The organism is Paenibacillus sp. J22P59 (assembly GCF_059383895.1).
The window spans coordinates 1-20,454 of the sequence record NZ_JBXENX010000006.1 but is presented as its reverse complement, the minus strand read 5'-3'; the positions used below and the strand labels follow the sequence as shown (position 1 = coordinate 20,454).

Sequence of the window (20,454 nt, the reverse complement as noted above, 5' to 3'; positions counted from 1 at the left end):
ATTAACTTAGATTACTTAACAAAAGGAGGAGTCTATTTATGTATCAGGAGCTCCCTATGCGGAGCAGTACGTATCTGCATGTAAAATGGTTCACGCACGATTATCAGTGGACACCACTTCCCATGGCCAAGGTTCTAACTCCAGCTTTTCTGTTCTGGATGTGCTTTACGTTAGTCGTTCTGCTTGTGCTATCCTTATCCAACCATTGGGTTGAGCGTCTCCAAATTGTGAAGAAGGTTCATGACCTCTTGAATCGATTGAAACCGCATACGCTGCTTATTTTGCGAATCGGCCTAGGGCTGGGACTGACTATGCAGCTATTCACAGGAAGCTATCTCGCGCCAACCTTGGTCTCCGATCAATGGTGGGTCTATGCGGCACTTGCGATTGCCATATTAGGATTATTCCATAAGAAAACGCTTTTTGTAAGCGGATCCATCCTTGTCCTATTGTATGCAAATATGCTCGCCAGCTACGGCTTGTTCCATGCACTCGACTATATGTTCTATGTCGGCATTATTTATTATCTGCTCGTTGCGGACACCAAATGGAGCTATACCGCAACGTCTGTACTCTATATCAGTACTGGATTATCTCTGGCCTGGCTTGCTATGGAAAAAATGACGCTAGCTAAGCTTGCTTGTTCCCTGATGCATGAATATGGCTTGCCAACCCTTGGATTCACTGTTGAGGACTTTGTTCTTATTAGCGCTTTCATTGAACTGGGGCTTGCTTGGGCATTCATTGCCGGCATTATGAATCGGTTCACAGCTGTCCTGTTGACGGGTGTATTCTTATCTACCACCACAGTGTTCGGGTTTACCGAGATTGTTGGACATCTAATCGTCCATACCCTACTCATTATGTTTATCATTGAAGGCAATACAAGAGCCAAAACGTTATTTGAGTTCCATCGCTCCCCATGGCTTCGTTCTTTATTCGTCGTTATTAATTTTTGTGTGCTATTATTCAGCTTAATGGCCATCTACATTTGGTTTGGACAGCCGGGAAATGACTTTTTCATGTAATCCCTCTCTCGTCATTTCCCCCAACTTAGAAAAGCCGAGCCTATTCGTGCTCATAGAAAGTCATGTTCAATGCCCTCATCTCATCTTGGGCCGGGCTCTTATTCTTTAATAGCATTGTTTAATGGATAGCCGTTAAGAAAGCGTATTCAATCATCCTGTAAAACATGATGTGATCGCTTACAAGATCCTGTTTTGCCATTTATATTCACTGAAAAGAAGGGCTCCGACAGAGCCCTTCTTTTCCTATATGAAAGACAGGTTAGCTGGACATGCTAATGAGCATCTGAGCATATTTGGTCAAGAGCACTGCGGATTCCTTGCGCAGCAAGGCATCGCCTGAACGATAGTTCACAGCTCCATTCCCCTCCTGTATCGCATCCGGACCATATAACCCTGCTCCTACAATGAATTGTACGGCCTCATTCGCCCAAGGTGCCGTATCTCCACTTAATTGTGCCGATATGGAAGGTGCACCAAGCAGGCTGGAGAACCGCCACATCATAACGGCTGCTTCCTGACGTTTGATGGCGCGATCTGGCTCGAATTTTTCATCCGAGCTGCCGAGTAAGACACCAATCTCTATGAGCGTTTGAATCTCTGCTTCATAAGGATGGTTTTTCGTATCGACGAACTTTGATGGCTTTTTGGACGGATGTACCCCTGCCAGTCGAACGAGCTGAGCAGCAAATTCCGCTCTGCTAATCGCCTTATTCGGCTCAAAGCTTAAGGATGACTCCTCATCCAATGTCCCGCCAAGCTTTTGCAGCGTATAGATGGCTTCTGCATAAGGGTCCGTTCTTGGAACATCGGTATAGTCCGCTCGGACAGCAATCTTCTCCGCCCATGCATCCGATAAATAATAAGAGAAATAAGTAATTCGGCCTTGGCTATCCTCTTTGAAGGCTCCCAGCATACCGCTCTCATCCTCGAACAGAAGCGAGCCTACCTGCCGCAGCTTTTGTTCACCATTCGGACCGCTAACTAAAAGATATCCGTCCTTCGCCACTACATCAAAATGAAGGAGCGGTACACGCAAATAACCATAGGACCCTTGGAAGCGTGCTAGCTCAGCCTGTGTCGCAAACAGATCTGGACGCTTGGCAGGGGTATTCTCGGGATAATAATGATCCATAAAGGCTTGAAAAATTTCTTCCCTCACACCGACCGCATCGCTATTGGTCACAATGAAGCCGCCAACCTTATGCTCCGGAAGCAGCCACATCCAGGAATGATATCCTTCCAAATCGCCGGCTTTTCCAATAACCGTCTGTCCGTTGAAATGGTTCTGATAGAACATTTCGAAGCCGTAAGCCATATTCGGCAGCTCCGGGTGGATACCTGCATGCGCCTTATGCATTTCTTTAATCGTATCCTCCCTCAGTATACGCTTATCGCCCAGCTTCCCACCGTTCAAATGGGCAAGCATGAAGGCAGCAATATCTTGACTAGTAGCGAACATTCCGCCTTCCGGGGCAATCGTCGGCGTATTCAGGTAAGGCTCACGCGGTTGATTATTCCAATCATAGCCTGTAGCCAGATTAGCAAGCACATGATCCGTCATTCGAAAATCACTATTATCCATGCCCAAAGGGTGGAAGATACGCTCGTCTATTACTTGCTCGAACGGTTTGCCTGTTACCTGCTGAACGATATAGCCTTGCAGAGAAGAGGCATAATTATCATATCGATAGGCTTCGCCAGGCTTGCGAACAATCGTCGGCATGTTATCCTGTATGAATTGCTGCAACGGATAATCCTCTTTTGCGGGCATCAGGGGGTTACTTAGGCTGTCGGTGAAATCAAATCCTGAAGTATGCGTTAATAGATCCTTCATCGTCAAGGGGTGATCTGTCTTATTAGGGATAGACAACCCTCCCATGTACTTCTCCACATTCTCATCCAGCCCAAGCTTGCCCTCTTCAACCAATTGCATAACTGCCGTGGCCGTGAATACCTTGGATACGGAAGCTACGCGAAAAAGCGTCTTATCAGGGTCCACTGGTGTCTTATTTGCCAGATTGGCATAGCCATAGCCCTTGTTCAGCAGCACCTTATCATTGGCGACTACGGCAAAGGCTGCGCCTGCGAGCTTAGTCTTAATTTCAGGCCGATTGAAGAACTCGTTTGCGAAGGCTTCGACCTCTGCCGCATCCCGCGGACCCTTCACGGCGGTATCTGCCTGCGCTGTCGGCGCGGGGAGAAGAGCTACGGCAAGCATTGCCGCCACTACTGCGAATGTCCAAGACTTGCGTTTTCGTTGCGTGTTGAACAACATTATGTTCTCTCCTTTCAAGCTCTGCTCCATTGTTAGTTCATTCCTTAATTTCATAGCTATCATATCTCTATTCGATATAGCGATATACCGCCCCCAGTCGGGATTACACCTAGACCTTAGTCGAAATTACAAAATTAGGATTAACCAACTGCATCCTCATTCATGGCTGCCGTACTCATCCAATCGCAAAAAAAAGAGGCTACCCCATATAAAGTAAGGGATCGCCTCTTTCTTTTATGATTTAATTCTAGTCCACACTGCCTGTTCTCATCGAACAGCAAGCATGCAATATCCGGCTTATCTGAGTGTAATGATCAGCCGTGTAATGCGGAATATGCTCCGATTCTGGAGAAGATCCGCGATGATTGAACCAAATAACGGTCCATCCCGCCTCAACCGCTCCGATCACATCATTGCGCCAGGAGTCGCCAATATAGATACTGTGAGAGGGCTGTGTCCCTGTCTGCTGATTAACATATTCAAAAATCCGCTTATCCGGCTTATCCCAGCCTAAGTGACCCGACACAAATTGCCTTGCCAGAGGAATTAGGCTATCCAGCTCCATAGCCTGGATTTTTTTCCTTTGATGCTCCTCTGCACCATTGGTAATAAGGCCAACGACATACCCTGCTTCCGCTAGCTGCTCCAGCAATTCACGCGCCCCCTCGAACATCACCACGTTGTATTGGCATGCTATATAGGCGGCCTGCATTGCTGCAGATTGCTCTTCACTCAATTCAATATGGAATTCAGCGAGCGCCAGCTGGAACCTTCTTCTGCGCATCTGCTCGGTAGCTTCGCCGGCTTGCATAGCTGCCATACCGCCCCCTTCGAGCGTAAGCTTATCACTATAATAACGCATACGGTGATAAGCCGCTGACCAAGGGAAGAGATCTTCGGTCTCTATTACAGCCTCAACTGCTTGACGAAATGGAAGCAAATGATCATATAACGTATCATCTACATCGAAAAATATGCCTTTGACCTCATGGTCCTTACGCAATGTGAAACCACCTTTTCGCTTGCCTACCCTAGTAAGTAAACTTATTAATTAATACTCTCAAGTCCTTGGACAGCTCCGATAAGGATTGGGCAGAAGCTGAGATTTCTTCCATGGAGGCCAATTGCTCCTCTGCTGAGGCTGCTACTTCCTCAGAGGTTGCTGCATTGCCTTTGGCAAGCATAGCAAGCTCACTAGCAACTGCCGTTACTTCCTGTATGCCTGCCGAGATTTGCTGTGCAATACTGGACACTTCATTGATATGAGGGGTCGTTTGTCTCATGCCTACTATAATCTGCTCGAACTTTTGAATCGCGTCATTAGATAGCTGCAGCCCTTCTGCAACATCCTTCGTAACCGTCTCCGTCGTAAGAACAGATTCTCTGGTCTCACGTTGAATCTCTATAATTAAGTCAGATATTTGCTGTGCGGATATTCGCGATTGCTCTGCCAGCTTACGTACCTCATCCGCTACTACTGCGAAGCCTTTGCCATGCTCGCCTGCTCGCGCTGCTTCAATTGCTGCATTAAGGGCAAGAAGATTAGTCTGCTTGGAAATCCCGCTGATCGCCTCCGAGATGGAGCTTATCTCCTTGGAGCGATCATATAGAGATCGAATCATACGTCCAGATTGGCCTACTGACTCGTGAATCGAGCTCATCTGCTTCATCACTTGTCCGACGGCCTCTCCGCCTTCCTCTGCTTGAACAGTCGATTGTGTGGAGAGATCGGATAACTCCGTAATACTGTCCACAATCCGAACAACCCCTAACGAAATCTCATACATGGATTCCGAAGTATGATTCGTGCCGCTGGTCTGCTTCTCAGCGCTAATAGCTACTTCCTGAACGGCAGTGGCAACCTGCTCAGTCGCCAAGCCCGTCTGCTCAGCACTCGCTGTCAACAGCAGTGAAGAGGCAGCAACCTGTTCCGATCTTGCTTCCACATCTTTTATTAAGGTACGCAGATTATGCTGCATCTCCTGAAAGGCATGACCCAAATCACCGATCTCATCATTGGAGCTGATTTCTATCTTCTCCGTTAGAACGCCCTCGCTAATTCGTACGGCCTTCCCTCTTAATATCGTAATAGGCCTAATAATTGATCTGAGAATATAGAAAATGACCAATCCGCCCAGAATTGAACAGATGAGAATAGTTACGAATGTGTTTATATAGATCGGCCTTGCGAGTTGCTCTATCTCTCCCTCATCCATCACGCCAAGAATTTTCCATCCGACGCGCTCATTGGTCGTATAGTACAGCTCTTTTCTGTCATTCTCCGGGCCTACCTTGAACTGCTTGCTATCCGCTTCATACAAGCTATCGAAGACCGGGTCATCTGCAGGCGTTCCTGCCTTCTGAGCAGGATGGACGACAAAATTTTTGCTCTTATCGAGTATTAACAAATAGCCTTGCTCACCAATATTAACTGCACCGGATAATTTGCTGATCTCCTCTAACCCCATCGTCACTGCGACAACGCCGGAGCCGTCTTCAACAGCTTGAGATACAGTAATGATGGTCTCCCCTGTAACGGCTGATATGTATGGATCGGTTACGATAGCTTGGCCTTTGTTAGCCATTGCATCTTTATACCACGCTCTTTCTCTTGGGTCAAAGCCTGGCTTTGCTTCTTCTTTTGGCGAACGCACATAAAGTCCTGCTTCGGTGCCGAGACTTAGGCTCGATACATCAGAGTTCATTCCCAAATACAACTCGAAGCTTGCGCGAACAGCTGGACTATCCTTTTCCTGATACATGCTTGCATTCGTGTTCTTGGCAAAAAACGCGGTATCCTTAATCTTCGGATCAATCGTACTCGTTACAATGGAGTTGATCAACTGTATATTTTCTTTAGCGCTGTTGATCATTTGATCGCCGATCTCTTTCTTTGCTTGCTGATAAGCGAGTACGCCTACAACCAAAGAAGGAATGACTAATATGCCAATAAAAGTCGCTATCAGCTTGGTCTTGAAATTATTCCCCAGTATTCTCCTCATTCTTTCTTTCATCTCATCTGCCTCTTCTCTCATGGTGTAAAGGAAAATTTTCATATCCTATCCATAATATCGGTGAGTTGCTGTATTTAGTTTAGTTAAAATGAAGAGGCACGAAAAAACCACAACCTCATGCGGTTGTGGTTTCCTATAATAGAATATAATATTTTTTTATCCGCGCCTTTTTTTGGCGGACATTAATTCCATCTCATTTTGATGCCATTCTTTAATTAAATGCTGATAGAAATGACTCTCTTGTACACTCAATCCATCCCTATTATCCTTCAAAATATAGTTCCCGATATTACGCTTCAAGATTTCATTCCGGCGGCCTAACATATTCGTGTAAGACAAGCTTCATCATCTCCATCTGTATTTGTTAACTGCATACATTAAGTATACCGAAGTATGCAGCGAGTGAAAAACAGCACGCAAGCGCTGTGGCTGCGATAATCAGGACTCAGCTTGGAGGAGAACTTACCAGCACCTGCCATTCGGATTTATCCTCCCCTATGCTCCCTTTACCATTAGTGAGCTCCAGCTGGCCTCCACTAAAATATAAACTGACATATTTCTACAAGCTAACGTATAAGATTAAGGTAGGCACCCATCCTCAACTAGCTGCCGTATGTGAATGCTGCTTATCCACAGCCGGAGCATAATGATTGCCTGCAATATACAATAATTACAATGCTGATTTGCCCCATGACCAATTATTGTGCTACACTGGAGCTACTTTATTAAGAACGGAGGGTTACGTGTGATAGACTTTATCCGAGTTAGGTCTTTGCGCAGCTAATTGAATAGCGCCGAAGCTCTGCCTGTGTGCAGAGGACTCAGGATTGGTCTGTCCATTTTGAAGGTAACCCAATAGAAGAGTACGAAGAGACGATCGCGGATCGCTTCTTTTGTCGTATTCCCAACCTTACAAACGGAACGAATCATAGCCAGATGAACGCTTGCCGTAGCCTTACTCGGACGGTAGGCTCATTCATGGGTTATGAAGGACCCTTGATTTCCTCTCACCTTAACTGTGAACACAGGCAGAGCAGCCTGTGTTTTTTTTGTTTTTCTAATACCCTTCTGGAGGATGATAAATTATATGGAACAAACGAATCAAAGAGCTATTATCGTAGGTGTAGAGCTGCAGAATCAGACTGACTTCGCCTACTCCATGCAAGAGCTTCGCAACTTGGCTGCTGCCTGTAACATTGAAGTTGTCGATGAGCTTAGTCAAAAAGCAACCCGCGTGAATCCTACCCACTATATGGGTACAGGCAAGATACAGGAGCTGCTCGCTCTGCTCGAAGCACATGACGTTCATGTTGTTATTTTTAATGATGAGCTGTCCCATTCCCAGATTCGCAATCTGGAAGCTGCTTTGGAGCGGACTGTTATTGATCGCACCATTCTTATTCTTGATATTTTTGCCGAACGGGCACAAACAAGAGAAGCACAGCTGCAGGTTGAGGTTGCTCGTCTGCAATATATGCTGCCGCGTCTAGTGGGTCTGCGCGCTTCTTTAGGAAGACAAGGCGGGGGAGCCGGCCTTAAGAATAGAGGCGCTGGTGAAACCAAGCTCGAGCTGGACCGCAGAAGAATTGAAGAAAGAATTACGATTCTGCAATCGGAGCTCGAGAAGCTCGTAGCCAGACGCCAGATTCAGCGCAAGCAGCGCCATAAGAATGAAGTGCCTGTCGTCTGTCTCGTAGGCTATACCAATACAGGCAAGTCAAGCCTGATGAATGCCCTGATGGAGCACTTTAATCCACAAGCCACCAAGCAAGTATTCGTAAAAGATATGCTGTTCGCAACACTGGAGACCTCCGTTAGAAGCATCGATCTGCCTGACAACAAATCCTTCTTGCTGACCGATACGGTCGGCTTCGTCAGCCAGCTTCCCCATCATCTGGTGAAAGCCTTCCGCTCGACGCTGGAGGAAGTAACCGAAGCGGATCTGCTGGTGCATGTTGTCGACTACTCTCATGAAGATTACGAGAAGCTCATTCAAGTGACGAATGATACGCTGCGAGCGCTTGGGGCAACAGATATCCCGACGATTTTTGCCTATAACAAATGTGATCTGACGGAGCATCCTTATCCGCAAATCATCGAGGATAACCTTTACCTGTCCGTAAAAGAGAAAAGCGGTCTGGATGATTTGATCAAGCTGATCCGTGAACGGATCTACAATGACTATATAGAATGCGAAATCGTAATTCCGTTCAGCCAAGGACGTCTAGTCGCTTTTTTCAACGAGCATGGAAATGTCCACTCCACCACCTATGAGGAAGAAGGTACGCGGATGAAGCTGGAATGCCGCAAGGCCGACTTTGAAAAGTATCGGAATGAGTTCACTGTGCTGTAATTACCGATCTGATCTGAGGGGATATATGATGAGCGAAATAGAAGAAGTGCTGCCGGGCGGGAATGTTAACAAGGTTGTACGAGTTGGCGATACTGTACGTCGAAGTGCTAGCAACAACCCGTATGTAAATGAGCTATTGCTCCATTTGGAGAAAAGCAGGTTCAGCAGCGCTCCGCGTTTTCTTGGGATGGATGAACACGGGCGCGAAATGCTTACTTTTATCCCCGGCGAGGTTCCTGGCAATGATTATCCGAATATAGCACCTTACATGTGGTCGGATGCCTCGCTAATAGCAATAGCGAAATTACAGAGGAACTTTCACGATGCAACAAGAGGGTTTACTTCACAAGCAATTCCAAAAAACGCCTATCCAGATCCAGCCGTACATGAAGTCGTATGCCATAATGATGCAGCGCCGTATAATGTCGTCTTTAGAGACCAGCACCCAACAGCGCTCATCGATTTTGACACAGCAAGTCCCGGCCCGCGTATTTGGGATATTGCGTATACCCTGTACACTACCGTTCCGCTTGCCAGCTTCGAGCCGGCTGAATCCAAGGCGGCAATAGTGCCCTACAATCCCGATCTACATGCTGGTAATCGGCGCCGCCGGATTGCACTGTTTTTCGAACAGTATGGCATGGAAGCCCCGGATAATCTCAAGCAATGGATTATTGAGCGCCTAGAAGCTATGTGTGCAGGCCTTTCCCAAGGTGCGGCTAATGGAGAGGAAGCCTTTGTGACAATGGTTGAAGAAGGCCACTTATCACATTATGAGCAGGAAATTAAGTTTTTGATTTTGCATTTTGAAGATTGGACTGTATGTCCAGGTTAATGTGCTCTGAGCCATTATTAGGCCAACAATTTTGTTGATAGTAGGACACACTACCATTCACCAAGAAACGATTTCTTTTTTCGAAGAAGGGGCTATCCCTAAGTCTTTTATGACTTTTGGGATAGCCCCTTTTTGGGATAGGCAGACCCAGTCATGAGGATATTCCGGTTAACAGATCAACAGAGCACCGGCTGACGTTGAAGAAGGAATTTGATGTAGACATTAATGAGCATAATTACGCTATTTGATGGCAATAGCAAGCGATGCAGGAGGATAGTGAAGCTAGGATCAGTAGTGAGGCAGCTCGTTGCACGAGTAATTACCTTAGCTGCGCTAACCCTAGATTTTGCCTTTAGAATGACGATAACTACGAAAAGCGCTTCACACAATAAGGTAAACACCTCATACGAGCCAACTGCAGCGCTCAGGAAGCAGAAACGCGCGGAGCAAAGCAACGGCAGAGTCTATTCTATACAAAAAGCAGGCATCTATCGCACAACAAGATTGTGCAAATGATGCCTGTTCATCAGATTCCTCTGTCCTCTATCGTCTTTCCTCTAAATCTCCAAGATCATTCCATCGTAAGCCGTTATAATCTGGTGGGGCTCAAAAACAGCCTCCAAATCCTCATGCAGCATCTGCTCATTATGGGAAAAGTGGGACACGACGATCTGGCTGTCTTGCTTCAGCATACCGTATTGCTCAAGCCGCTCCTTAGTCTCCAGAACAGCCTCAATGTTCATATGCGTTAACCGATAGCTGTGATGTCCCATCGTGCATTCCAGAATAACCAGATCAAGCTTCTTGTCCTTCAGCCATTCCCAGGTCGCCTCGGGGAACGAGCCTGTGTCATGCCCGTAGAGAATGGTCCTGCCGTTCTTCTCGATATAATAGAGCAGGCAAGTCTCCAACGGATCATGGCTGGCATAAAGGGGAACGATCACTGCTGTCTGCATCTCCACACGTTCATAAGGCCTCGCGAGATGCCACTTGAATCTCTCCCTCGTACCCCCGTTAAAGTTCATGACTTGCAGGCATTTGGATAACACCAGATCATGTCCATAGACATGAATCGAATGATCTCCCGATTGTGAATAGCCCGGCAATCTAGCTGCCATATCTTCTGGATAGAGATGATCCGAATGCGAATGGGTGAAGACCAGGTCCTTCACTTGATCCAGATCCAATTGATCGCGAAGCATATGCATAAACGTATCTGGCGGAAAATCAATCTTCAGCTCATTGTCTACCATCACTGAAGTACGAGTTCTAATATTTTTGCCGCCCTGTTCTTTCGCCCTTCTGCAGCCTTCACAGCGGCAAAATAAGGCGGGAACCCCTTCAAAAGCAGCCGTTCCCAAGAAGTGAACCTTCATTCCTCATCGATCCCCTTTTCGCTACTATAGTCCATCCTCCTAGCCTTTGACTGCAGAGCTTACAGTTAACGCATTCTCTACCTGCTCCGAGAACAATAGATACACAGCAATGGTCGGCAAGGTCGATAGAACCATGACCGCCCCCATAGCTCCCCAATCAGAGCTAAACTGCGTTTGGAAATACAATAATCCAAGCGGCAGCGTTTTGAGTGAATTATCGCTGATCATAACTAGCGCCACTAGAAATTCATTCCATGCGAACAGGAATACGAAAATGCTGACCGAAGCAATTGCCGGCTTCACAAGCGGCAGCATAATCTTGAAGAAGGTCGTGTATACGTTAGCGCCGTCAATAGACGCTGATTCTTCGATTTCAAAGGGCAAAGACCGGAAGAAGGCATAGAATATAATCGAAGCAAAGGATAGCTGAAACGCGACATAAGGGACGATGACCGCCAAATAGCTGTTCTGCAAATGCAGATCACGGCTAAGAATCAATAGCGGAATCAGAATAATCTGCATCGGAATGAACATCCCGGCTGTCATATAGATTCGGCTGATATTGGCCAGCTTCCATTTCATCCGAGCGGTAGCATAGGAAAACATGAGTGCAAGAAACACGGTAATGACCACTGTTCCGATAGATACGATGAAGCTGTTCTTGAAGTAAAGAATCAAATCGAACGCTTCAAAGGCATTTTTATAATTCTCTATTCGCCATTGCTCCGGTATGCCGAATACATTGGTGGAGAATATTTCTTCATTATTTTTGAAAGAGTAGAACAACAGCCACACTAAAGGATAAAGGCTGATCACTACGTAGAACAACAACGGAATGTAGGTCAGCGCCCTCTTTGATACTCGCAATAACATAGGATCCTCCCCATCTAATAACTGATTTTTTCCCGTGCCACCAATTTGTTAATGAGGATGGTGATCAACAAGCATTGGATAACCAAAATAGCTGCAGCTGCAGAGCCGTAACCGTATTCCCCGGACCGGAAAGCTGCCTTGTACATCATGAAGGTGAACGTGTACGAGATGTTGCCAGGACCGCCGTTCGTCATAACGAACATGTTCTGGAACGCATTCAAGCCGCCTGTGATCGCAATGATCAGACAGAATTTATAAGTCTCGCCCAATAGCGGAATCGTAATTCCCACATGCGTACGCCAGAAGGACGCGCCATCAATCTTCGCAGCCTCATAGAGATGCTCGGGAATGGATTTGATTGCTGCATAAATAAGTACTAAGTGAACACCCATGTTCTGCCAAGCATTCGTGAAGGCAATTGCCCAGATTGAGGTGTGCTCCCCGCTCAGCCAAGCCTGCTGATAGCCGAAGCCCAGCTGTGCCATCAAGCTGTTAATTAAGCCGCCGTCCGTGTTGTAGATGGCAATCCATAATTGCGACACGACAACACCAGACAATACGACAGGAATGAAATAAGTTGTTTTGAAAAATTTGCGCCCTCTCAGCGTTTTGGAGCTCATCGCAATCGCTAGAACCGTTCCGAGCCCAATCTGGTAGACAACCAGGACAAAAGCAAAGATAAGGCCATTTTTCAACGATACCCAAAAATCATCATCTTCCAACAAACGCATATAATTATCCATTCCGACAAATGCAGGTGTATTCAAGCCATTCCAATCAAAGAAGCTCTTCTGAAACGTCTGTATTATCGGGTAGACGACCATGACGGTGAAAAACAGCAAGGTCGGAACAGTAAATACGAGTACGGCCAGTTTGTATTTCTGTTTTGAAGTCATATGTCCTCCTCGATTAAACAGGTTGCCCTCTCAAAGACCAAGGACAACCTGTTGTTGTGTGTCTTTATTATTTGCGAGCTTGCTCAAGTGCTTTGTTCGTTTCTGCGATGAACTTGTCCGCTTCTTGCCCTGCAAGTAATTTTTGCGCATTATCTTCGATTGCTGTTTTGAATTTCGCGTTCTCATAGCCCCAAGCAAAAGCAGTCATCGTCTTGAAGTTAGCTGCATCCTGCGCATATTGCTTTTGAATGGCGGTAAAGCCTTTTGCTGGCGCAATTTCTTCTATTAAGATCGAGTTAGGATCACCAATCTGGATAACACGCTGCTTCGCGAACTCCAGGGAGAACAAAGCGGCATATTTCGCTGCAATTTCTTTGTGCTTGGAATTTTTCGATACGGCAAAGCCTTGATTGAATCCACCGCCGCTCACATTCCACTTCACTTCTTCCACATTGGCTGCATCAGACAATGGCGTGTACAGAATGCCCAGCTTATCGCCCATCTTGCTCTCCACATTGCCCATGGACCATGCGCCATTCAAGAACATAGCCGCTTTGCCGGAAGTGAATTGCGCATTCGCATCGTCAGCTGTCGTATTAAATGCATTTTTGGACAGCAGGCCTGCTGCCGCAAGATCAGCCAGCTTGCGCACCCCTTGTGCATAAGCTTCATCAGAGAAATTGCCTTCACCTGCATCCAGCTTTTTCAGGCCAGTAGGCTCAGACCCTACAATCGCCATATCCAGCAGCAGAACGCCAGGCCATTTCTCTTTGGCGAACAGGGCCAGAGGAATAATATCTTTGGCTGCAAAAGCTTTTACAGCATCCATATATTCGTCATAGTTCGTAGGAACCTTCACGCCATGCTCTTCGAACAAGGCCTTGTTGTAATACATCGCCGCAGCCCATTGTCCTACGTTAGGAACGGAATAGGAATGTCCATCCTTGTTCCATAGCATCGGCTTCGAGGTTTCATTGAGCAGAGCCTCGATATTGTTTTCTTTGATCACATCATCCAATACCATCAGATTGTCGGAATTTTTGAGTGTCTCGATCAATCCGCTGGAAGCGAAGAAAATATCCGGCAAGCTGCCCGCAGCTGCATAGGTTTTGATTTTCTGCTCATCGTCCTGAGCGGCAACCTCGAATTCAACGCTTACTTCAGGCATAATTTCTTTCATTGCATCCCTAGCTGCATCATAGACGGCCTTCTCCTCGCCGCTATACTGCGCATAGAAGCTGAGCTTCACATTTTCTGGCGTTCCGCCTGCATTTCCTGTATTGCCTGGATCGCTATCCTTATTCGAACCACATGCAGTAAGCGCTGTCACAACTAGCATAAGCGCAATCAGCAATAATGCCGGCTTCCTCATCATTTTCTGTTTCATTCATTAATCCCCCTTATTGGATTTGATATTATTGTAAGGTTTGGCGGGCTTGCCAGTAAGGGATAATTCGGAACACATTTGTATATTTCGGCTTATTTCTTGGACCTTGAAACCTCATATTCACTTGGAGACAGCCCGGTATATTTCTTGAAGCTCTTGCTGAAATGGCTGGCATCACTGTAGCCAACCATCTCTGCAATATCCGTCAGGCGAAGATTCTGCCCCGATACGAGAAGCTCCTTCGCCCTTTGCATTCTTGTCTCTACGATATAGTCAATAACACTCATTCCAAGCTCCTGCTTGAATACCTTCAACAAATAACGCGGCTGAATATAGAGATGCCTCGATACATCCTCGACCTTAAGCTGGCTGTTCGCATAGTGCTCATCAATATATTCCCTTGCAGCAAGCAGCGTTTTATTTGATTTGGAATGCTTCGCGCTCTTGGAATGACGTGCTACCTTCACATACAACTCCGTTATCCATTCAAAGGCCGCCTCCAATGAGGATTGGCTCCACATTTCACTAGACGGGGAGAACTCGCTCGGCAGAATCTCATCCACCCTTCTTCCCATCTCATAAATATAAGTAAGGCATAGCGATACAAGCCCTGCCATAATCGTCTGAATATAATCGCTGGAGAGCTGATTGGTTACGATATAATCGCGAATATCCTGCAAATTGTTAATGATCCCTTCCTCATCTTGCAGCCTTAATTGGATAAGCAGGTTCTCATTGATTTCGCTAGGATAGAAGCCCACGTTGCTGGACCTAGATTTCATATCTTCATAATACAGAACATCGGTTAAGTTCATCGTTATCTTGTTGCGCAAGGCAATAATAGATTCCATATAAGACTGGCGAATAGAAGAAATCCCATAGCCTGCTGAGCCTACCCCAACGGTTACCGTGAATCCGAAGTGACGCTTAATCAGTGCACAGAGCTTCACAAGGCTTCCCGTATCAAATTGCTCCTCACCGCTCTCATGGTCGAATTGCAGCAGGAGAATAACGCGATTCTCCGGCCCATTGAAGGTATATTGCTGCCCCTCAAGCTTAATCAAATCATTCAACAGATTGGCAATAATATATTTGTACAGCCGAATATCGCTTGTCAGCGGCCAGCGCTCATGAAGGCCATCAATCTCTATTGCTATAACCTGAAAAAATAGATTGCTCTCTTGCAGCTGGAGCAGCTTCATCTGCTCTTGAATCGTCTCATTATCCTCGCTATATTCATTGCTGATGAGCAGATTCAGGAAGCTTTCCTTCCATACGAAGCGTTCCTTCTGCTTCTGATCCTGCTCCATTCTCGCCTTCTCTCTCGTCCCTTTCACTTTGGCAAGCGCCATTAGCAGCTCCTCTTCATCAAAGGGCTTCAGAATATAATCCTCTACACCGATCTTAACGGCTTGCCTTGCATATTCGAATTCACTATGCCCTGTCACCAGCAGCACAGAGGTCAGCGGATAACGTTCCTTCACCTGAGCCGCAAGGTCCATACCGTTCATATAAGGCATATTAATATCAACAAAAGCGATATCCGGACGCACCTTCTCAATCAGTTCAAGCGCCTCTATGCCATTTTTTGCTTCCCCGCATACTTGGCAGCCATTCTCCTCCCAATCTATAACCTGTCTCAAATATTTTCGAAATACCGCTTCATCATCGGCAAATATGACTTTATACATGATGCATGTCCCCATTCCGCATAGGCATTTCAACCGTTATTTCTGTACCTTCTCCCTGAACACTATGAATTGCGATACCATATCTTTCCCCAAAATATAGCTTTATTCTTTCCTCTACGCTTCTAAGGCCGAAGGACTCACGTTCCTTCCGGCTGCGCAGCTCCGTTAATTGCTCTGCCGATAGTCCAACGCCATCATCACTGACCTTTATAAAGATTCTATCTCCTTGCTTATAGCCTTCAATTGTAATATGACCGAAGCTGCCCTTCTCTTTCAAACCATGATAGATCGCGTTCTCGATCAAGGGCTGTAGGGTCAGCTTAGGAATCATATAATTAAGCAGCTCGTTCGGAACTTGAATCTGGAAGTCGAATAGATCTGAATAACGGGCACTTTGGATATAGAGATAATTCTGTACATGGCGGATTTCTTCCCGGATGGAAATAATCTCTTTGCCATTACTGAGTCCTACTCGATAATAATCAGCAAGCGCCTTGGTCGCTTTGCCCGCTTCCTCGCTCTCGCCTGATTTGCACAAGACATAGATCAGATCAAGCGTATTGTAGAAGAAGTGGGGCTTTATCTGCTCCTGAATAAGGGCAAGCTCATACTCTCGCTTGGATTGCTGCTCCTCCTTCACCTTGACGAGCAGATCATTGACCCTCCCAAGCATGATGTTCAGCCCCGCTCCAAGAATGCCGATCTCATCTTGGCTCTTCATTTGGACAGGACGATCAATGTTCTCATCCCGTATGCGATTCATATGCTTAGCCAAGAAAATGATCGGCGCTGCAATGGATTGCGATAAAATAATGGCGCCAATTAGCGCCAGCAGCAAGCAGATGCCGCCGACGATCAGTATGAGATTGGCGACTTGCCTTGTTTCCTTCGTTAAGTCCTTCAGAGAAATTTCATTGACGAGCTTCCAGTCTGAATGATTGAATGCCATCGCTGTTAACAGCATCTTCTCTCCGTTCACCGTTCTCGTATCCTCCAGCACCGTCTGCTGCTCATAAATCTCTTGCTGCTGCTCAGGCTCGATAGACTGTAGAATCCGACCTTCATCAGAGGAGGAGATGACCACTCCACGATTATCTACAATGTAGTACCCGTTCGATTGGACAGGACCGACTGGATCATATACTTTTGAAAGCGTTTTCTCCTCAATATTCACGAACAGATACCCGAGTGTATCCATCGTCTCGGTATCCAATATTTTTTTGCCTATCGTAAGTATGGCTTTATTCGAGTCCATCACCCAGAAATTTCTGCGCTGCATCGGGAACCACACATGAATGCCATTGCTTTTCTCTACTTCTTGGAACATCGAGCTGGAGAGGGCCTCAAGTGCGCTGCCGCTCAGCAGCTGGGCATCTGTCGAATATGCATGATGCGCCCGGTCAATGAATACAGCAGATTCCACCTCAGGGAAGATAAGCTGGGCAATATCGAGCTTAGTCTCAATCTGGTTGCGCAGCACATAATCATCATTCGTCTCATTGGACCAAAGCTCGGCTCGCTCTGCCGTCTTAAGCTTAATCTCCTTATTCAAATCAAGCATCGCAATGTTGGCGAAGCTCTCGGCATTGGTCAGTATCGTATCAATCCGTGTCGTAATCAATAAAGACTCGTCGATCATATTTTTTTTCGTTTTTTTGATAACGGCTTCGGTATTAATCGTATAAGAGAAAAAACCTAGCAATACTAGTGGAATAAACACTAGTGGAAAATAAATAATAATGATCTTGGATTGAATACGCTGCCGTCTGAACCAATTCATAATTCCTGTACTCACTTCTGCATCCTCTCCGTTGCCCTGGAATCATATAGCCTGTAACCGTGCTATAGGTGCCATTATAAATAGCTAAGCCCGACTACACAATACCTGCGGATTCCATCTATACAGCTCTGCTAATAGTTAGTATGAACCATTCCCCTGAAAAAACTTCGAGCCGATTGCATGTGCAATCGGCTCGTCAATTATTATTATCTCTTATTCTCCAGACAACGTGCTTTCCTTCATAATGACATCATGCGCGCCGCCTTCAACAAGGCTGGTTGCCGATACCAATGTAATTCTTGCATCGCGCTGCAATTCTTCGATCGACATCACGCCGCAGTTGGACATCGTGGACTTGATCTTGCTGATCGTTTTGTCCAAATTCTCTCTCATGCTGCCTGCATAGGGAACGTAAGAATCAACGCCTTCCTCGAATACAAGCCCTTGCTTGCCGCCCGTATCATAACGCTGCCAGTTGCGCGCCCGATTAGAGCCTTCACCCCAGAACTCTTTGACAAAGTTATTGCCAACCTTGAGCTTCTTGGTTGGACTCTCATCGAATCGAGCAAAGTAGCGGCCCATCATGACAAAGTCTGCACCCATCGCAAGTGCCAGCGTGATGTGATAATCGTGAACGATTCCTCCATCGGAGCAGAGCGGTACATAGATGCCTGTCTCTTTGTAATATTGCTCTCTCGCTTCTGCCACTTCGATCAGGGCAGAGGCTTGTCCGCGCCCAATCCCTTTTTGCTCCCGTGTAATACAGATAGATCCGCCGCCGATTCCCACTTTAACGAAATCTGCACCCGCTTCGACAAGATAGAGGAAGCCTTCACGATCCACGACATTGCCGGCACCGATCTTCACGTCAAAATTGGCTTTGACATATTCAATCGTCTCGCGCTGCCACTCGGTATAACCATCCGAAGCATCAATAACAACAATATCAACGCCAGCTTCAACCAAGGCTTGTACTCTTTCTTTGTAATCCTTGGTGTTGATACCTGCTCCAACAATATAGCTCTTATTCTTATCAAGAAGCGCTAACGGATATTCTTTATGGGCATCATAATCCTTGCGGAAAACCAAATATTGCAGATTCTGCTGCTCATCCACGATCGGCAATACATTAAGCTTATGCTCCCAGATCAGATCATTGGCTGCAGGCAAAGTCAACGTCGTATCGCCATAGATGAGCGAGGAGAACGGCGTCATGAATTCGCTGATTCGCTTATCAAGGGAATCCCGGCTCATTCGGTAATCTCTGCTTGTCACAACACCGAGCAGCTTGCCGTTCGGTGTTCCGTCTGCTGTAATCGCTACGGTGGAGTGCCCTGTATTTTCTTTGAGCTCAACGACATCCTTCAACGTATGATCGGGTGTCAAATTGGATCTGCTGATAACGAAGCCGGCTTTGTATTCCTTCACCTTGCGTACCATCGCTGCTTGATCCTCTACAGATTGCGAGCCATAAATAAACGAAATACCGCCGCATCGCGCCAATGCAATCGCCAGATTATGATCGGATACGGATTGCATGACCGCTGATGAGAACGGTATATTTAGTGAAATAGCAGGCTCTTCGCCCTTATTAAATTTGGTTATTGGCGTTACTAATCCAACGTTCGCAGGTGTATTGTCTTTTGTGGTCAGATTCGGTATCAATAAAAATTCGGAGAACGTACGTGATGGTTCTGTATAATAATGAGCCACTCTATTCCAACCCCTCGTCAATGTAAATTTTTAAAATAATACCATCGGCTATGCCGCAGTGTCAACTAGGTAGAACAATAATCAAAAAGAGCACCTCGCCAGGTGCCCCTTCTCACAGTAGTAATCAATCATCAAGCGTTAACTTTTAGATACAATCTCATCTATTTCACTTTTTAACAAAAGGTATCGGTGGACACTTCTATTAATCGGTACTTTGGTTAGATTATGCTTCGCAACGTACACCTTCATCTCATCCTTGGAAAGGCCCAGTAATTCTCCTGCCTCGGTAACCGTCAGAACCTCTTGCTTACTTGTAGCATTAAAAGTCTTCTTCACTTTCTGATTCCAATCTTCAAATACGACAGCCACAGTCCCGTCTCCTTTTCTCAACCAATAATCTTATCATGGATATTTCTATTATACCACGAAAAGGTTGAAAATAATTGACCGCAGCCGATTTCTATCCTAGAGAATATAAATTCAGCGTTTTTCGCTTGGAATTCAAGTGCATGGACATGATTATAGGCTCTTCATTAATGTATAGAGATGATCGACAGATCGCATTGCGTATTCGAATTGGATCGGTTCACCATTCTTGAGCAGTACCAGGCAAGGAACACTGGAAATTTTCCAAGCTTCTCGCAGCTTAGCAGAATAATTAATATTTAGCTTGTACAACGTAACAGGCACCTCCGCTGCGTCTACAATCTCCAGCATTCGCTCAGCTACTTTACAAGTGCCGCATAACGGGGAAGAGAACAGGATGGCATCCCTGCCATTCCCGATCCGAGCCAGCCGCAGCCAATCATCCTCATGGATCTCTTGAATTGCCATAAACTAATTACCGTTCCTTTCTTCACTTAATTAAGCTTATTGTCATACAAATAAGTTCTGTGGGTTGTCCTTTATCATTATCACGATAATAACGCATAACGACCAGAATCGGCTAGGTAAAATGAAGGCAGGTTGTGAATCATTGCCACTGTTGCAGAAGGAAGATGTTGTGTGATCCTGTTGCGGAAGGAAGATATTACGCAATTTAGTGAATCGTAGTTCTCTGTTCGAGCACCTATCGAGTGAAAAAGTGGAGATAGTGACCCTAAGCTCATTAGTGGAGAATACCTGAGATTAAACTAAATAGTGGACACACCATAAGGAAAAACCTTTAAAATAGAATTAACTAAAAGGTCGAGGTGTGACATGGGAAATAGCCGCCAGCAATATGATGAAATG

17 protein-coding genes are annotated in these 20,454 nt (G+C 46.0%); 4 read left to right on the top strand and 13 right to left on the bottom strand.

What is annotated here, in order from left to right; genetic code table 11:
* The first annotated feature begins 38 nt into the window (after positions 1-38).
* Entirely contained in the window at positions 39-1,028 is a 990-nt protein-coding gene (locus AC50YO_RS11555) for a hypothetical protein (protein WP_494847001.1), read from the top strand.
* Between the two features lie 259 nt (positions 1,029-1,287).
* Here the strand turns inward: AC50YO_RS11555 and AC50YO_RS11550 are convergent, their stop codons facing one another.
* The 4 genes from AC50YO_RS11550 to AC50YO_RS11535 form a co-directional block, all read right to left on the bottom strand.
* Positions 1,288-3,303, bottom strand: a complete 2,016-nt coding sequence (locus AC50YO_RS11550; RefSeq protein WP_494847000.1) for a serine hydrolase domain-containing protein — start codon at positions 3,301-3,303, stop codon at positions 1,288-1,290.
* Positions 3,304-3,550: 247 nt separating this feature from the next.
* Positions 3,551-4,306, bottom strand: coding sequence for an HAD family hydrolase (locus tag AC50YO_RS11545; protein ID WP_494846999.1), 756 nt, complete (start codon positions 4,304-4,306; stop codon positions 3,551-3,553).
* A 28-nt stretch (positions 4,307-4,334) separates the two neighbouring features.
* Positions 4,335-6,338 carry a methyl-accepting chemotaxis protein gene (locus tag AC50YO_RS11540; protein ID WP_494846998.1) on the bottom strand — a complete coding sequence of 668 codons (2,004 nt, stop codon included), beginning with the start codon at positions 6,336-6,338 and terminating at the stop codon, positions 4,335-4,337.
* A gap of 135 nt (positions 6,339-6,473) precedes the next feature.
* Positions 6,474-6,656: a hypothetical protein gene (locus AC50YO_RS11535; protein ID WP_494846997.1), complete on the bottom strand. Its 183-nt coding sequence runs from the start codon at positions 6,654-6,656 to the stop codon at positions 6,474-6,476.
* 748 nt (positions 6,657-7,404) lie between these two features.
* On the opposite strand from AC50YO_RS11535, the gene hflX reads away from it, so the two are divergent.
* The 3 genes from hflX to AC50YO_RS11520 all read left to right on the top strand — a co-directional run bounded on the left by hflX (position 7,405) and on the right by AC50YO_RS11520 (position 10,021).
* Complete coding sequence (gene hflX, locus AC50YO_RS11530) at positions 7,405-8,670, top strand: GTPase HflX (protein ID WP_494846996.1); 1,266 nt, start codon at positions 7,405-7,407, stop codon at positions 8,668-8,670.
* A gap of 28 nt (positions 8,671-8,698) precedes the next feature.
* The gene (locus tag AC50YO_RS11525) at positions 8,699-9,505 is read left to right on the top strand and encodes a phosphotransferase (RefSeq protein WP_494846995.1); all 807 of its coding nucleotides are present in this window, start codon (positions 8,699-8,701) and stop codon (positions 9,503-9,505) included.
* 225 nt (positions 9,506-9,730) lie between these two features.
* Positions 9,731-10,021: a hypothetical protein gene (locus tag AC50YO_RS11520; protein WP_494846994.1), complete on the top strand. Its 291-nt coding sequence runs from the start codon at positions 9,731-9,733 to the stop codon at positions 10,019-10,021.
* A 41-nt stretch (positions 10,022-10,062) separates the two neighbouring features.
* Here the strand turns inward: AC50YO_RS11520 and AC50YO_RS11515 are convergent, their stop codons facing one another.
* The 9 genes from AC50YO_RS11515 to AC50YO_RS11475 form a co-directional block, all read right to left on the bottom strand.
* Positions 10,063-10,881 carry an MBL fold metallo-hydrolase gene (locus tag AC50YO_RS11515; RefSeq protein WP_494846993.1) on the bottom strand — a complete coding sequence of 273 codons (819 nt, stop codon included), beginning with the start codon at positions 10,879-10,881 and terminating at the stop codon, positions 10,063-10,065.
* Between the two features lie 39 nt (positions 10,882-10,920).
* On the bottom strand, positions 10,921-11,754 hold the full coding sequence (locus AC50YO_RS11510; protein WP_494846992.1) for a carbohydrate ABC transporter permease: 834 nt from the start codon (positions 11,752-11,754) through the stop codon (positions 10,921-10,923).
* A 14-nt stretch (positions 11,755-11,768) separates the two neighbouring features.
* A complete protein-coding gene (locus AC50YO_RS11505; protein WP_494846991.1) occupies positions 11,769-12,650 on the bottom strand; it encodes a carbohydrate ABC transporter permease in 882 nt (293 codons plus the stop codon).
* 67 nt (positions 12,651-12,717) lie between these two features.
* Complete coding sequence (locus tag AC50YO_RS11500; RefSeq protein ID WP_494846990.1) at positions 12,718-14,037, bottom strand: ABC transporter substrate-binding protein; 1,320 nt, start codon at positions 14,035-14,037, stop codon at positions 12,718-12,720.
* A 92-nt stretch (positions 14,038-14,129) separates the two neighbouring features.
* Positions 14,130-15,728 (bottom strand): response regulator, encoded by a 1,599-nt coding sequence (locus tag AC50YO_RS11495; protein WP_494846989.1) that lies wholly within the window; start codon positions 15,726-15,728, stop codon positions 14,130-14,132.
* Positions 15,721-17,508, bottom strand: coding sequence for a sensor histidine kinase (locus AC50YO_RS11490; RefSeq protein WP_494846988.1), 1,788 nt, complete (start codon positions 17,506-17,508; stop codon positions 15,721-15,723). The genes AC50YO_RS11495 and AC50YO_RS11490 overlap by 8 nt, the downstream gene beginning before the upstream one ends.
* A gap of 213 nt (positions 17,509-17,721) precedes the next feature.
* Positions 17,722-19,221 (bottom strand): IMP dehydrogenase, encoded by a 1,500-nt coding sequence (locus tag AC50YO_RS11485; RefSeq protein ID WP_494846987.1) that lies wholly within the window; start codon positions 19,219-19,221, stop codon positions 17,722-17,724.
* Between the two features lie 138 nt (positions 19,222-19,359).
* Entirely contained in the window at positions 19,360-19,590 is a 231-nt protein-coding gene (locus AC50YO_RS11480) for a helix-turn-helix domain-containing protein (RefSeq protein WP_494846986.1), read from the bottom strand.
* Positions 19,591-19,740: 150 nt separating this feature from the next.
* Positions 19,741-20,055, bottom strand: coding sequence for a thioredoxin family protein (locus AC50YO_RS11475; protein ID WP_494846985.1), 315 nt, complete (start codon positions 20,053-20,055; stop codon positions 19,741-19,743).
* Positions 20,056-20,454: the final 399 nt, after the last annotated feature.

Coding starts and splice junctions, on each gene's coding strand:
- AC50YO_RS11500 (WP_494846990.1), bottom strand. CDS start 14,037: ATGAAACAGAAAATGATGAGGAAGCCGGCATTATTGCTGATTGCGCTT.
- hflX (WP_494846996.1), top strand. CDS start 7,405: ATGGAACAAACGAATCAAAGAGCTATTATCGTAGGTGTAGAGCTGCAG.
- AC50YO_RS11475 (WP_494846985.1), bottom strand. CDS start 20,055: ATGGCAATTCAAGAGATCCATGAGGATGATTGGCTGCGGCTGGCTCGG.
- AC50YO_RS11490 (WP_494846988.1), bottom strand. CDS start 17,508: ATGAATTGGTTCAGACGGCAGCGTATTCAATCCAAGATCATTATTATT.
- AC50YO_RS11510 (WP_494846992.1), bottom strand. CDS start 11,754: ATGTTATTGCGAGTATCAAAGAGGGCGCTGACCTACATTCCGTTGTTG.
- AC50YO_RS11515 (WP_494846993.1), bottom strand. CDS start 10,881: ATGAAGGTTCACTTCTTGGGAACGGCTGCTTTTGAAGGGGTTCCCGCC.
- AC50YO_RS11520 (WP_494846994.1), top strand. CDS start 9,731: ATGAGCATAATTACGCTATTTGATGGCAATAGCAAGCGATGCAGGAGG.
- AC50YO_RS11505 (WP_494846991.1), bottom strand. CDS start 12,650: ATGACTTCAAAACAGAAATACAAACTGGCCGTACTCGTATTTACTGTT.
- AC50YO_RS11495 (WP_494846989.1), bottom strand. CDS start 15,728: ATGTATAAAGTCATATTTGCCGATGATGAAGCGGTATTTCGAAAATAT.
- AC50YO_RS11525 (WP_494846995.1), top strand. CDS start 8,699: ATGAGCGAAATAGAAGAAGTGCTGCCGGGCGGGAATGTTAACAAGGTT.
- AC50YO_RS11540 (WP_494846998.1), bottom strand. CDS start 6,338: ATGAGAGAAGAGGCAGATGAGATGAAAGAAAGAATGAGGAGAATACTG.
- AC50YO_RS11555 (WP_494847001.1), top strand. CDS start 39: ATGTATCAGGAGCTCCCTATGCGGAGCAGTACGTATCTGCATGTAAAA.
- AC50YO_RS11550 (WP_494847000.1), bottom strand. CDS start 3,303: ATGTTGTTCAACACGCAACGAAAACGCAAGTCTTGGACATTCGCAGTA.